Below are 14,381 nucleotides of genomic sequence, written 5' to 3' on the forward strand. Positions count from 1 at the left end.
GACCAGAGGAACGCGCCCTCCACCACCACCCGGCAAGTTCCCGTCAGCGCCCGTTGAAAGCGTCCTTCAGCCGCGAGAATAGCCCTTGCTGCCCAGGCTGGAACTGCCCCTGGGGGCGCTCCTCGCCGCGCAGTTTCGCCAGCTCGCGCAGGAGGCGTTCCTGTTCGGGGTCGAGCTTGGTCGGGGTCTGGACCTCGACGTGGACGATGAGGTCGCCGCGCCCGCCGCCGCGCAGGTGGGTGACACCGCGGCCGTGCAGCGGGATCGACTGGCCGGACTGGGTGCCCGGGCGGATGTCGACCTCCTCCATGCCGTCCAGCGTCTCCAGCGGCACCTTCGTGCCGAGGGACGCCGCCGTCATGGGGATCGTCACCGTGCAGTGCAGGTCGTCGCCGCGCCGCTGGAACATGGGGTGCGGCAGCTCGTGGATCTCGACGTAGAGGTCACCGGCCGGACCGCCGCCGGGCCCGACCTCGCCCTCGCCGGCCAGCTGGATCCGCGTGCCGTTGTCGACACCGGCCGGGATCTTGACCGTGAGCGTGCGGCGGGAGCGGACCCGCCCGTCGCCCGCGCACTCCGGGCACGGAGTCGGGACCACCGTGCCGAAGCCCTGGCACTGCGGGCACGGCCGGGACGTCATGACCTGGCCGAGGAAGGACCGGGTGACCTGCGACACCTCACCGCGGCCGCGGCACATGTCGCACGTCTGCGCGGACGTGCCGGGGGCCGCGCCCTCGCCGTTGCAGGTGTTGCAGACGACCGCCGTGTCGACCTGGATGTCCTTCGTCGTGCCGAAGGCCGCCTCGTCGAGCTCCACCTCGATACGGATCATCGCGTCCTGGCCGCGGCGGGTGCGCGAGCGCGGACCGCGCTGCGACGCCGTGCCGAAGAACGCGTCCATGATGTCGGAGAAGTTCCCGAAGCCACCGGCTCCGAAGCCGCCCGCGCCGCCGCCCTGGGCCTGCGAGAGCGGGTCGCCGCCGAGGTCGTAGACCTGCTTCTTCTGCGGGTCCGACAGCACCTCGTAAGCGGCGTTGATCTCCTTGAACCGCTCCTGGGTCTTCGGATCGGGGTTGACGTCCGGGTGCAGCTCGCGCGCGAGCCGCCGGAAGGCCTTCTTGATCTCTTCCTGCGACGCGTCGCGGCGCACGCCGAGTACGGCGTAGTAGTCCGTGGCCACTACGACTCCGCCAGGATCTGTCCGACGTACCGTGCCACTGCGCGTACCGCTCCCATCGTTCCCGGGTAGTCCATGCGGGTCGGTCCGACCACGCCGAGCTTGGCGACTGCCTCGCCGCCCGAACCGTAGCCGACCGACACGACGGACGTGGAGTTGAGTCCTTCGTGGGCGTTCTCGTGACCGATACGGACGGTCACGCCCGGATCCTTCGCCTCGCCGAGCAGCTTGAGGAGCACGACCTGCTCCTCCAGCGCCTCCAGCACGGGCCGGATCGTGAGGGGGAAGTCATGACCGAAGCGGGTCAGATTGGCGGTGCCGCCGATCATCAGCCGCTCCTCGTTCTCCTCGACGAGCGTCTCCAGGAGTGTGGAGAGCACCGTGGAGACCGTACCCCGGTCCTCGTGCTCGAACGCCTCCGGGAGATCCTCCACCAGACTCGGCACATCCGCGAAACGGCGGTTCGCCACCCGGCTGTTGAGGCGCGCGCGCAGATCCGCGAGCGAGGCCTCGCCGAAGGGCGCCGGGCAGTCGACCACCCGCTGCTCGACCCGCCCGGTGTCCGTGATCAGCACGAGCATCACGCGCGCGGGCGCCAGGGAGAGCAGCTCCACGTGCCGCACGGTGGACCGGGTCAGCGACGGGTACTGCACGACGGCGACCTGGCGCGTGAGCTGCGCGAGCAGCCGTACCGTGCGCGCCACGACGTCGTCGAGGTCGACGGCGCCCTCCAGGAAGTTCTGGATCGCGCGCCGCTCGGGCGCGGTCATGGGCTTGACGCCGGCGAGCTTGTCCACGAACAGGCGGTAGCCCTTGTCGGTGGGGATGCGCCCGGCACTGGTGTGCGGCTGGGCGATGTATCCCTCGTCCTCCAGGGCCGCCATGTCGTTGCGGACGGTCGCCGGGGAGACGCCGAGGTTGTGCCGCTCGGTGAGGGCCTTGGAGCCGACCGGCTCCTCGGTGCCGACGTAGTCCTGGACGATGGCGCGCAGCACCTGAAGCCTGCGTTCACTGAGCATCGCGCACACCTCCAGAAGTCGTCCGCCCGTTGCCTGCCGTTCGCGGCCTGGCACTCTGCGCGTGCGAGTGCCAGCATTCCCCGGCCCAGTGTACGGCGGTGGGGTACACCCCCGGCAAGGCTGGTCGCACGGCGTCGTGCCCCGGGCCGGGGTCACGGCTAGCGTCGCCGTATGACGGTGACTTGGGAAGAGCTCGGCTGGGAGCGCGTGGCCTCCGGGGTGGGGCGGTGCCGGCTGCCGGTGTGGGACTGCACGGCGGGGCTGGTCGCCGGCGAGGACGCGGTCCTGGTGATCGACGCCGGGTCGAGCCCGGCCGAGGGCGCGCGGTTGCGCGAGCAGGCGCAGTCGCTCACCGGGCACCGTGTGACACATCTCGCGCTGACCCATCCCCACTTCGACCACGTCTTCGGGGCCTCGGCGTTCACGGGGGCGGAGGTCTTCGGCGCGGTGGGCGTGGACGCGGTGCTCTCGCGCCTGCGGGACCGCGAGGAGCTGCGCGCGGACGCGGTGCGCAACGGGCTGGCGGAGACGGTCGCCCAGGAGTCGGCGGACCTGCTGGTTCCGCCCCGCCACCTGGTGTCCGGCGAGTGGACCCTGGACCTGGGCGGCGGCTGCCAGGTGCTGCTGGCGAACGTGGGGCCGGGGCACACCGCGCACGACCTGGCGGTGCTGGTGCCGGGTGATCCGGAGGTGGTGTTCTGCGGCGACCTGGTCGAGGAGTCGGGCGAGCCCCAGGCGGGCCCGGACGCGGTGCCGTCGCACTGGCCGGCCGCGCTGGACCGGCTGCTCGCGCTGGGCGGCGAGGACGCGCTGTACGTGCCCGGTCACGGAGCGGTGGTGGACGCGGCGTTCGTCCGGGCCCAGCGGGACGCGCTGGCGACCCGTTTCGGCGTGTCTCCGTGACCACCCGCCCGGTTCTCCTATCGTCATCCGAATGCGCCAGTACTCTCCGGACCTGACCCCGCCGTGGAAGAAGCCCCAGCCGGTCCCCGAGGTCCCGGCGGAACCGGGCCTGGTGGTGGAGGAGCCCGGCAGCGGCTTCTGCGGGGCGGTCATCCGCTGCGAGGCGGGCACGGTGACGCTGGAGGACCGCTTCGGCAAGCACCGCGTGTTCCCGCTGGAGCCGCGCGGCTTCCTCCTGGAGGGCAAGGTGGTGACGCTGGTCCGCCCCTCCTCGGGCGCCCCGGCACGCCCCACCCGCACGGCCTCCGGTTCGGTGGCGGTCCCCGGCGCACGCGCGCGCGTGGCCCGCGCCGGCCGCATCTACGTCGAGGGCCGGCACGACGCCGAGCTCGTCGAGAAGGTGTGGGGCGACGACCTGCGCATCGAGGGCGTGGTGGTGGAGTACCTGGAGGGCGTGGACGACCTCCCGTCGATCGTCTCCGACTTCGCCCCCGGGCCGGACGCACGGCTGGGCGTCCTGGTGGACCACCTCGTACCCGGCTCGAAGGAGTGGCGCATCGCCCAGTCGGTGACGAGCGACCACGCGCTGGTGGTGGGCCACCCGTACATCGACATCTGGGAGGCGGTGAAACCGTCGTCCCTCGGCATCGACGCCTGGCCCCGGGTCCCGCGCGGCCAGGACTGGAAGACGGGCGTGTGCCGGGCCCTGGGCTGGCCGGAGAACACGGGCGCGGCCTGGCAGCGGATCCTGTCGGGGGTCCACTCGTACAAGGACCTGGAGCCGGAGCTGCTGGGCCGGGTGGAAGAACTGATCGACTTCGTGACGGCGCCTTAGCTGCGCTTGGCTGCGGCCCGCGTCCCCGCTTGGCTGCGGGCAATCGTGCCGCTAAGGACGGCACCCGTCCCAAAGAAGCGGCACCCCGCTCCGCCGGGCTGCGGACCCACCCGGCCCCAGCACCGACGCCGCAGCACCTCAGTCCACCAGATCGCGCACCACACCGTCAGCCAGCAACCTGCCCCGCAGCGTCAGCACAGCCCGCCCCTCCGCATACGGCCCGGCATCCAGAAGCCCGTCCGACAGCGCCCTGCGCGAGGCGGCCAACCCCTCCTCCCGCAACAGCGACAACGGCACCCCCTCCCTCAGCCGCAGCTCCAGCAGGATCCGCTCGACCCGCCGGTCCTCCTCCGAGAGCACCTCACGCCCGGCCCCGGGCGACCGACCGGCCGCCAGCGCCGCCGCATACGCCCCGGGATGCTTCACGTTCCACCACCGCACCCCGCCCACATGGCTGTGCGCACCGGGCCCGGCCCCCCACCAGTCGGCCCCCCGCCAGTACAGCTCGTTGTGCAGACACCGCCCGGCCTGCGAGGTCGCCCAGTTCGACACCTCGTACCACTCGAAGCCCGCGCCCGAGAGCACCTCGTCGGCGATCAGGTACCGGTCGGCGTGGACGTCGTCGTCGGTCATCGGCACCTCGCCCCGGCGGATCCGCCGCGCCAGCTGCGTGCCCTCCTCGACGATCAGGGCGTACGCGCTGACGTGGTCCGGCCCGGCCCCCAGCACCGCGTCCAGCGACGCCCGCCAGTCCTCGTCGGACTCCCCCGGCGTGCCGTAGATCAGGTCGAGGTTCACGTGCTCGAACCCGGCGGCCCGGGCCTCCGCGACGCAGGCCTCCGGCCGCCCGGGCGTGTGCGTCCGGTCGAGCACCTTCAGCACGTGCTGCCGCGCGCTCTGCATCCCGAAGGAGATCCGGTTGAAGCCGCCCTCGCGCAGGGCCGCCAGATAGGCCGGGTCGACGGACTCCGGGTTCGCCTCCGTCGTGACCTCGGCGTCCGCCGCCAGCCCGAACTCGTCCCGGACGGCCTTCAGCATCCGTACGAGATCACCGGCGTCCAGCAGCGTCGGCGTACCGCCGCCCACGAACACCGTGCGGACGGGACGCGGGTCGTCCCCCAGGACCTTGCGGGCCAGGCGGATCTCGTCGACGAGCGTCTCGGCGTAGTTGTCCCGGGAGGCGAGGACCCCGCCGGTGCCGCGCAGCTCGGTCGCCGTGTACGTGTTGAAGTCGCAGTAGCCGCAGCGGGTCGCGCAGTACGGAACGTGCAGGTAGAACCCGAGCGGGCGGTCGGCGGCCCCGGTGAGCGCGGACGCGGGCAGCGTGCCGTCGTCGGGGACGGGCTCGCCGTCGGGAAGTGCGGAAGGCATGCCTTCCATTGTCCAGCACCCGCGCCGTGGCTCCGCCGGGAGCAGCGGTCACTCCGCCTGGAGCACCAGCAGGGCGAGATCGTCCGCCGGGGGCCGCGCCCCGAACTCGTGCACCAGCCGCTTGATCCTTTCGGCTATCAGCTCCGCGTCGAGACCGGCGCACCCGGCGAGCGCCGCCGCGAGCCCGTCCCCGTCGTCGAACTGGCGGGAGCCCGAGCGGCGCTCGGTCACGCCGTCCGTGACGCACAGCAGCGTGTCGCCGGAGCGCAGCTCGAAGGTCTCGCTGCTGTACGTGGCGTCCTCGACGACCCCCAGGAGGGTCTGCGGCTGGGCGCACGAGTGGACCTCGCCGCCCGCCCCGAGCAGCAGGGGCAGCGGGTGCCCGGCGGAGGCGACGGTGCAGCGGACACCGCCGTCGAAGGGGACCAGTTCGCCGTAGAGCAGGGACAGGAAGCGCGTCTGGGGGCCGTCGCCGGGCGGGGTCGGTCGCGCGCCCGCGGCGACCAGTGCCCGGGCCGCCGCGTCCGCGGCCTCCGTGGCGTCGTCGAGGAGGAGCTGGTTGAGGCGGTCGAGGACGTCGGCCACGCGGTAGCCCTCGCGGGCCAGCAGCCGCAGCCAGGGCCGGGCCAGCCCGATGACGACGGCGGCCTCGGGCCCTTTGCCCTGGACGTCGCCGACGGCGAAGCACCAGCGGCCGTCGCCGGCCGGGAACAGGTCGTAGAAGTCGCCGCTGGGCCCGCCCTTGTCGTACGGCTCGTAGACGAGCGCGCTGCGCACCCCGGGGATCTCGGCCACGGCCCCGGGCAGCAGTCCGCGCTGGAGCACGGCGCTGATGGTGGCCTGCCGGGCGTACTGGCGGGCGGCGCCGATGGCGAGCGCGACGCGGCGGCTCAGGTCCTCGACGAGGCCGGTGATCTCGTCGGGGAAGCCGGCGGTCCCGGACCGTCCGATGACGAGGGTGCCGAGCGGACGGCCCCCCGCGACCAGCCGGTACGCCAGTGCCTGGCCCGGTTCGCCGGGCGCGTCGCCGAGCGCCTCGCCGGGCCAGGGGTAGTCGACGGGGCCGGTCCGTAACGGGTCGGACGGGGGCGGCGGGTCCTTCTCCAGGGCGCGGCGCAGTTCCTCGATGTGGTTCTCGCTGCCGTGCCAGACCCGGGCCAGCCGGGGCCCGCCCGCTCCGGGCCCGCCGCCCCAGCCGCCGCCGGTGGCCTCGTCCTCCAGCCAGACCGCGCACCAGTCGGCCAGCCGGGGCACGATCAGCTGCCCGGCGAGGGCGGCGACCAGGTCCTCGTCGAGCTGCCCGGCGAGCAGGTCGGAGGCCTCGGCGAGGAAGGAGAGGGCACCGCGGCCCAGCCAGGCGCCGTCGCGGCCGTCCGGCCCGTCGCGGCCCTCGTGGCGGTCCCGCCAGTCCCGCAGGTCGTTCCAGCCCCGCCAGTCGCGCAGACCGTGGTGGTCCCGGGAGTCGCGCACACCGTGGGAGTCACGGGGGTCACTGTCGGAAGTGTCAGGATTGTCCCAGGAGTAGTCGTACTCGTCGCGGAAGCCCCGCGGCCCCCGCGAGTCCTCGGCGTCGGCCCGGCCACGCGCGTCCTCTCCGCCATCCCGGCCGTACCGGGGCTCCGGCGCCAGGATCTCCGCCACGCGCAACCCGCGCGCCAGCGCGTGCTCCCCGGCGTACGCCTCGATCTGCTCCCCCGCCGCGCATCCGGCGGCGGGCAGCCGCGCCCACACGGTCTTCCGCCCCGTGCGGTACGTGATCCCCCACGCCTCGGAGAGCGCGCCGACGAGTCGCAGGCCGCGCCCGTACTCGGGGGTGTCGTGCGGTGTCTCCGGCTCGCCGCCGCGCGGGGCGCGGGAGGGGTGGTGGTCGGAGACCTCGACGACCAGCGCTGCCGTGGCCCGGTCGTCACCGCCCTCCAGCCGGCACTCCATCTCGACGTCGGTGCCGGCGTGCACGACCGCGTTGGTGACGAGTTCGCTGACGACGAGCGTGGCGTCGTCGGCGAGGCGGTCGGTGAGGTGCTCGGCGCCCGGCAGACCGAGGTCGGTCCACTCGGCGAGCGCCGCGCGCACCAGGGCGCGCGCGGCGCCCGGCGCGACGGAACTGCCGGACAGGGTCGCGTGCGCCCGCGCGCACCCCTGCGCGTGCGCCTCGGCAGCGGGCAGGGGCGCCGCACAGGCCGGTGCGGACCCCTCGGCGACGGGCCCGGCGAGGGGCCCTTCTTGAGCGGGCACGGGCGTCTCCCCAGCGTGTGCAGGCGCCTCTGAGGCACGGGAAGCGGTCTCCCGTTGCGTCGGAATGGCCCCCATGGACAGCTCCCCGGGCAGTTCGTACGAATACGCCACAGTCGATGCCGACAGAGTGACAGACTGGCCACGCCCATAAGCGCCGAGTTACCGAAGTGGGCCGCCATGAGTGAGAACAGTGCTACTCCTGTGGTCGAAGACCGGTACGAAGACGGTCAGATTCGTGCATCCGATCTGCGTCCGCTGCTCGCGGCCATGACAGCCGCACGCGACGGTGATTTCACCAAGGTGCCGGAAACCGGCCACGGGATGGTGGCCGAACTCAACGCCGTCTTCAACCAGATCATGGACCGCAGCGTCCACTTCACCACCGAGGTGCGCCGCGTCAAACGCGAGCTGGTGCGGCACGGCCGCCTCGACGAGCGGCTCTCGGCGAGCCCGGGGCAGGGTTTGTGGACGTCCCGCGTCGACGACGTCAACCAGCTGCTCGACGCCCTGGTCGCCCCGGCGGCGAACGCCACGCGCGTGCTGGACGCGGTGGCCGGCGGCGATCTGACCCAGCGGGTCGATCTGCACGACGGGACCCGGCAGTTACGGGGTGATCTGCGCCGGCTGGGCCGGGCCGTGAACAAGATGGTGGACCAGCTGTCCCTGTTCACGGGCGAGGTGACGCGGGTCGCGCGCGAGGTCGGCACCGAGGGGCGGCTCGGCGGCCGGGCCAAGGTGCAGGGCCTGTCGGGCAGTTGGCGGGACGTGACGGAGGCCGTCAACACGATGGCGTCCCGGCTGACGGCCCAGGTGCGGGACATCGCGGCGGTGACGACGGCGGTGGCCCGCGGCGACCTGACCCGCACGGTCACGGTCGAGGCGACGGGTGAGCTGCTGGAACTGAAGCTGACCGTGAACACGATGGTCGACCAGCTCTCGGCCTTCGCCGACGAGGTCACCCGCGTGGCCCGCGAGGTCGGCACCGAGGGGCAGTTGGGCGGCCGGGCGCAGGTCCGGGGCGTGTCCGGGGTGTGGAAGGACCTCACCGACAACGTCAACTTCATGGCGTCGAACCTGACGTCTCAGGTCCGCAACATCGCCCAGGTGACGACGGCCGTGGCCAACGGCGACCTGTCCCAGAAGATCACGGTGGACGCGCAGGGCGAGATCCTCGAACTCAAGTCCACGATCAACACGATGGTGGACCAGCTCTCCGCCTTCGCCGACGAGGTCACCCGCGTCGCCCGCGAGGTCGGCACCGAGGGCAACCTCGGCGGCCGGGCGCAGGTCCGGGGCGTCTCCGGCGTCTGGAAGGACCTCACCGACAACGTCAACTTCATGGCGGACAACCTCACCTCCCAGGTGCGGAACATCGCGCTCGTCTCCACCGCCGTCGCCCAGGGAGACCTCGGCAAGAAGATCACGGTGGAGGCCAAGGGCGAGATCCTGGAGCTGAAGTCGACGATCAACACGATGGTGGACCAGCTCTCCGCCTTCGCCGACGAGGTGACCCGCGTCGCCCGCGAGGTCGGCACCGAGGGCAACCTCGGCGGGCAGGCCCAGGTCCGGGGCGTCTCCGGCGTCTGGAAGGACCTCACCGACAACGTCAACTTCATGGCGCTGAACCTGACCTCTCAGGTCCGCAACATCGCCCAGGTGACGACGGCCGTGGCCAACGGCGACCTGTCGAAGAAGATCACGGTCGACGCCCGGGGCGAGATCCTCGAACTGAAGGACACCGTCAACACGATGGTGGAGCAACTGCGCGCGTTCGCCGACGAGGTGACCCGCGTGGCCCGCGAGGTCGGCACCGACGGGCGGCTCGGCGGCCGGGCCCAGGTGCTGGGCGTCTCCGGGGTCTGGCGGGACCTGACGGACAACGTCAACTACATGGCCGACAACCTGACCTCCCAGGTGCGGAACATCGCCCAGGTCGCGACGGCCGTGGCCCAGGGCGACCTGTCCCGGAAGATCGACGTGGACGCCCGCGGGGAGATCCTGGAGCTGAAGACCACCATCAACACGATGGTCGACACGCTGTCCTCCTTCTCCTCGGAGGTCACCCGCGTGGCCCGCGAGGTCGGCTCCGAGGGCCGGCTCGGCGGCCAGGCCCGGGTCGAGGGCGTCTACGGCACCTGGAAACGCCTGACGACGAACGTCAACGAACTCGCGTCCAACCTCACCACCCAGGTCCGCGCGATCGCCGAGGTCGCCTCCGCGGTCGCCCAGGGCGACATGTCCCGCTCGATCACGGTGGAGACGCAGGGCGAGGTCGCCGAGCTGAAGGACAACATCAACCTGATGGTGGCCAACCTGCGCGAGACGACCCGCGCCAAGGACTGGCTGGAGTCCAACCTGGCCCGGCTCGCCGCCCTGATGCAGGGCCACCGCGACCTGATGGAGGTCGCCGACCTGATACTGCGCGAGCTGACCCCGCTGGTGAACGCCCAGTACGGCGCGTTCTACCTGGCCGACCCGGAGGAGGCCGGCGCGACCGTGCCCACCAAGGGCCTGGCCTTCATCGCCGGCTACGGCGCCGCCCAGGACGCGACCGTGGAGACCGGCGCCCTGCCGGTGCACGGCCTGGTCGCGCAGGCGGCCCGGGAGAAGAAGCGGATCCTGGTGGAGGGCGCCCCGCCGGACTACATCAAGATCAACAGCGGTCTGGGCGAGGCGGCGCCGACGACGATCGTCATCATCCCGATCCTCTTCGAGGACAAGCTCCTCGGCGTGATCGAGCTGGCCTCCTTCTCCCGCTTCTCCGATGTGCACCTGGCGTTCTTCGACCAGTTCGTCAACACCATCGGCGTCGCCATCAACACGATCATCGCCAACTCCCGCACGGAGTCCCTGCTCGGCGAGTCCCAGCGCCTGGCCATGCAGCTCCAGGAGCGCTCGGACGAACTACAGAAGCAGCAGGGCGAGTTGCAGCGCTCCAACGCCGAACTGGAGGAGAAGGCCGCCCTGCTGGCCACGTCCTCGCAGTACAAGTCGGAGTTCCTGGCGAACATGTCGCACGAGCTGCGCACGCCGCTGAACTCCCTGCTGATCCTGGCCCGGCTGCTCTCCGACAACCCCGACGGCCACCTCTCCGACCAGGAGGTGCAGTTCGCGACGACGATCCACCGCTCGGGCTCGGACCTCCTCCAGCTGATCAACGACATCCTGGACCTGTCGAAGATCGAGGCCGGCCGGATGGACGTACGCCCCAAGCGACTCCCCCTGATCAAGCTGCTCGACTACGTCCACGCCACCTTCCGCCCGCTCACCCTCGACCGGGGGCTGGCCTTCGAGGTGGCGGTCGGCGAGGACGTACCGCGCGAGATGTACTCGGACGAGCAGCGCCTCCAGCAGATCCTGCGCAACCTGCTCTCCAACGCGATCAAGTTCACCGCGGCGGGCAAGGTCGAGCTGCGGGTGGACCGGGTGCAGGACGCCGAGCACCGCTACGTCAGGGACACCGATGACGTCATCGCGTTCTCGGTGTCCGACACGGGCATCGGCATCGCGCCGGAGAAACTCGCGGTGATCTTCGAGGCGTTCCAGCAGGCCGACGGCACCACCAACCGCAAGTACGGCGGCACCGGCCTGGGCCTGTCCATCAGCCGGGAGATCGCGGGCCTGCTCGGCGGCCGGATCATCGCCGAGAGCGAGCCCGGAAAAGGCTCCACCTTCACGCTCTACGTCCCCGTCGTCAGCCCCGGCCACACGGCACCCGCCCCGGTCGAGGACCGCGCCGACCCGCTGCTGCCCCTCCAGCCGGCCACCGGCCCGCTCCCGGCCGCCCTCGACACGGACGACGCCTGGCCGTCACCGCGGAGGCTGGAGGCGTGGACGTCCGGCAGGCCGGGGCGGATCCTGCCCGGGCGGCGGGTGCTGATCGTGGACGACGACATCCGCAACGTGTTCGCCCTCACCCACGTCCTGGGCCGGGTCGGCATGACCGTGCTCTACGCGGAGAACGGCCGCGAGGGCATCGAGACGCTGGAGCGCAGCGGGGACGTCGAACTGGTGCTGATGGACATCATGATGCCGGAGATGGACGGCTACGAGACCATCTCCGCCATCCGCCGCACACCCCGCTGGGCCGACCTGCCGATCGTGGCGCTCACCGCCAAGGCGATGCCCGGCGACCGGGAGAAGTCCATCGCCCGGGGCGCCAACGACTATGTGCCCAAGCCGGTGGACATCGACGGGCTGCTGACGGTCGTGTGCGAGCTGCTGGACCCCGAGGGCACGGAAGAAGAGGCATGAGCGGCGCGGGCACGGACCACCGACGCGCCGGGATCCTCCTGGTCGACGACATGGAGGACAACCTGACCGCCCTGGAGGCCGTCCTCGCCTCCCTCAACGAGCCGCTGGTGCGCGCCCGTTCCGGCGAGGAGGCGCTGAAGGTCCTGCTGCGGCAGCCGATCGCCCTGGTCCTGCTCGACGTCCGGATGCCCGGCATGGACGGCTTCGAGACGGCCGCGCACATCAAGCGCCTGGACCAGACCCGGGACGTCCCGATCATCTTCCTGACCGGCGCCGGCGACGACTCGGGCTACGCCTTCCGCGGCTACGCGACCGGCGCCGCGGACTACGTGACCAAGCCCTTCGACCCCTGGGTCCTCAGGGCGAAGGTCAGCGTCTTCCTGGACCTCTACCGCAAGGGCAGGGAGGTGGAACGCCTCACGGCGGAGATCCAGGAGCTGAAACGCCGAGCGGGGGAAGTCACCTAGGGGCGCGGGGAACTGCGCGGCAAGCCACGACGGACCCGCGGCCTCCGGCAGTCCCCCGCCACCCCCTACGCCTCGCGAGAGCCCTCGTACATCTCCTCGATCAGATGCTTGTACTCCCGCTCCACCACGGGCCGCTTCAGCTTCAGGCTCGGCGTGATCTCGCCGTGCTCGACGTCGAGATCACGCGGCAGCAGCCGGAACTTCTTGATCGTCTGCCACCGCTGCAGCCCCTGGTTGAGCTGCTTCACGTACCCGTCGACCATCTCGACGGTCTGCGGCGCAGCGACGATCTCCGCGTACGACTTACCTGCGAGCCCGTTCTCCTTGGCCCACTCCGTGATGGCGACCTCGTCCAGCGCGATCAGCGCCGTGCAGAAGTTCCGGTCCGCCCCATGCACCAGGATGTTCGACACGTACGGGCACACCGCCTTGAACTGCCCCTCGACCTCCGCCGGCGCGATGTACTTGCCGCCGGACGTCTTGATGAGGTCCTTCTTGCGGTCGGTGATCCGCAGGTACCCGTCGGGCGACAGCTCGCCGATGTCCCCGGTGTGGAACCACCCGTCCGGCTCCAGCACCTCGGCGGTCTTCTCGGGCAGCTTGTGGTAGCCCTCCATGATCCCCGGGCCGCGCAGCAGGATCTCCCCGTCGTCCGCGATCCGCACCTCCGTGCCGGGCAGCGGCTTGCCGACCGTGCCGGTGCGGTAGGCCTCGCCCGGGTTCACGAAGGACGCGGCCGAGGACTCGGTCAGGCCGTAGCCCTCCAGGATGTGGATGCCGGCGCCGGAGAAGAAGTACCCGATCTCGGGTGCGAGGGCGGCCGAGCCCGAGACGCACGCCCGCAGGTTCCCTCCGAAGGCCTCCCGGATCTTGGCGTACACCAGCGCGTCGGCGACCTTGTGCTTGGCGCCGAGCCCGAACGGCACGGACGCGGTCCCGGTGCGCCGGAAGTTGTCCTGCGCGACCTTGGCGTACTCGCGGGCGACCTCGGCCGCCCACTGGAAGATCTTGTACTTGGCCCCGCCGCCGGCCCGGGCCTTCGCGGCGACGCCGTTGTACACCTTCTCGAAGATGCGCGGCACGGCCGCCATGTACGTCGGCTGCACCACAGGCAGGTTCTCGATGATCTTGTCGACGCGGCCGTCCACGGCGGTGACGTGCCCGACCTCGATCTGGCCGGAGGTGAGCACCTTGCCGAAGACGTGCGCGAGCGGCAGCCAGAGGTACTGCACGTCCTCGGTGCTGACCAGGCCGGTCGCGGCGATCGCCTTCGCCATGTACGACCAGTTGTCGTGCGGGAGGCGCACGCCCTTGGGGCGGCCGGTGGTGCCGGAGGTGTAGATGAGGGTGGCCAGCTGGTCCTTCGTGATCGCGCCGACCCGCTCCTTGATCAGGTCGGGGTCCTTCTCCAGCCGGGCCGCGCCGCGCTTCTCCAGCTCGTCCAGGGTGAGGATCCAGTCGGCGGTCTCGACGCCGACCGGGTCGACGACCACCACATGGGTCAGCTCGGGCAGCTCCGGGCGCTTCTCCTTCGCCTTGGCCAGCTGGTCGGCGTTCTCCGCGATGAGCACCCGGCTCTCGGAGTCGGACAGGATGTACGCGGACTCGTCGGCGTTGGTCTGCGGGTACACCGTGGTCGTCGCGGCGCCCGCGCACATGATGCCGAGGTCGGCGAGGATCCACTCGATCCGGGTGCTGGAGGCGAGGGCGACGCGCTGCTCGGGCTGGACGCCCAGCTCGATGAGGCCCGCCGCGATGGCGAAGACCCGCTCGGCGGCCTGCGCCCAGCTCAGCGACTTCCATTCGTCCGGCCCCTGTCCGGAGGACGAGGGAACCGGATACCGGTAGGCCTCTGCGTCCGGCGTGGCCGCCACGCGCTCCAGGAAGAGGCCCGCCACGGACGGCGGACGGTTCTCGATCAGTGTCTGTGTGTCGCTCACGACATCCTCCGGGGCCCGCGACGATGCGGCTGGCTCTGGTGCGGCTGGTTGGTCCTCACGAGCTGCTGGTGAAAGCCGTTGTTTAACTCGTGAGTAACTATCGAGCAGGGATCAGAGTAAAGGTCGACCGGTTCCTGCGTAAGGGTCTGCGGCCTGTCACTTCACACAGAGAGCTACCCC

At 71.5% G+C, this 14,381-nt stretch carries 9 protein-coding genes; 4 read left to right on the top strand and 5 right to left on the bottom strand.

Features of this window, described 5'->3' with window-relative positions; genetic code table 11:
• Positions 1-43: 43 nt before the first annotated feature.
• Both dnaJ and hrcA read right to left on the bottom strand, forming a co-directional pair.
• A complete protein-coding gene (dnaJ, locus tag ABZ948_RS15015; protein WP_359759568.1) occupies positions 44-1,180 on the bottom strand; it encodes a molecular chaperone DnaJ in 1,137 nt (378 codons plus the stop codon).
• Complete coding sequence (hrcA, locus tag ABZ948_RS15020) at positions 1,180-2,196, bottom strand: heat-inducible transcriptional repressor HrcA (RefSeq protein WP_031111606.1); 1,017 nt, start codon at positions 2,194-2,196, stop codon at positions 1,180-1,182. Before hrcA ends, dnaJ begins: the two co-directional genes overlap by 1 nt.
• 171 nt (positions 2,197-2,367) lie before the next feature.
• Here hrcA and ABZ948_RS15025 point away from each other — a divergent pair, with 171 nt between their 5' ends.
• Positions 2,368-3,099, top strand: a complete 732-nt coding sequence (locus ABZ948_RS15025; RefSeq protein WP_359759571.1) for an MBL fold metallo-hydrolase — start codon at positions 2,368-2,370, stop codon at positions 3,097-3,099.
• A 31-nt stretch (positions 3,100-3,130) separates the two neighbouring features.
• Complete coding sequence (locus ABZ948_RS15030) at positions 3,131-3,934, top strand: DUF3097 domain-containing protein (protein WP_359759572.1); 804 nt, start codon at positions 3,131-3,133, stop codon at positions 3,932-3,934.
• Positions 3,935-4,072: 138 nt separating this feature from the next.
• On the opposite strand, the gene hemW is transcribed toward ABZ948_RS15030, so the two are convergent.
• Together hemW and ABZ948_RS15040 are read right to left on the bottom strand one after the other, a co-directional pair.
• Positions 4,073-5,305, bottom strand: coding sequence for a radical SAM family heme chaperone HemW (gene hemW, locus ABZ948_RS15035; protein WP_359759574.1), 1,233 nt, complete (start codon positions 5,303-5,305; stop codon positions 4,073-4,075).
• A gap of 48 nt (positions 5,306-5,353) precedes the next feature.
• Positions 5,354-7,615 (bottom strand): SpoIIE family protein phosphatase, encoded by a 2,262-nt coding sequence (locus ABZ948_RS15040; protein WP_359759576.1) that lies wholly within the window; start codon positions 7,613-7,615, stop codon positions 5,354-5,356.
• A 192-nt stretch (positions 7,616-7,807) separates the two neighbouring features.
• On the opposite strand from ABZ948_RS15040, the gene ABZ948_RS15045 reads away from it, so the two are divergent.
• Both ABZ948_RS15045 and ABZ948_RS15050 read left to right on the top strand, forming a co-directional pair.
• Positions 7,808-11,794, top strand: coding sequence for a HAMP domain-containing protein (locus tag ABZ948_RS15045; protein ID WP_435857503.1), 3,987 nt, complete (start codon positions 7,808-7,810; stop codon positions 11,792-11,794).
• Positions 11,791-12,261 carry a response regulator gene (locus ABZ948_RS15050; protein WP_359759580.1) on the top strand — a complete coding sequence of 157 codons (471 nt, stop codon included), beginning with the start codon at positions 11,791-11,793 and terminating at the stop codon, positions 12,259-12,261. Before ABZ948_RS15045 ends, ABZ948_RS15050 begins: the two co-directional genes overlap by 4 nt.
• Positions 12,262-12,326: 65 nt before the next feature.
• On the opposite strand, the gene ABZ948_RS15055 is transcribed toward ABZ948_RS15050, so the two are convergent.
• A complete protein-coding gene (locus tag ABZ948_RS15055) occupies positions 12,327-14,201 on the bottom strand; it encodes an AMP-dependent synthetase/ligase (protein ID WP_359759582.1) in 1,875 nt (624 codons plus the stop codon).
• Between the last annotated feature and the right edge of the window lie 180 nt (positions 14,202-14,381).

The sequence above is a fragment of the Streptomyces olindensis genome (assembly GCF_040645895.1).
Taxonomy (GTDB): Bacteria; Actinomycetota; Actinomycetes; order Streptomycetales; family Streptomycetaceae; genus Streptomyces; species Streptomyces olindensis.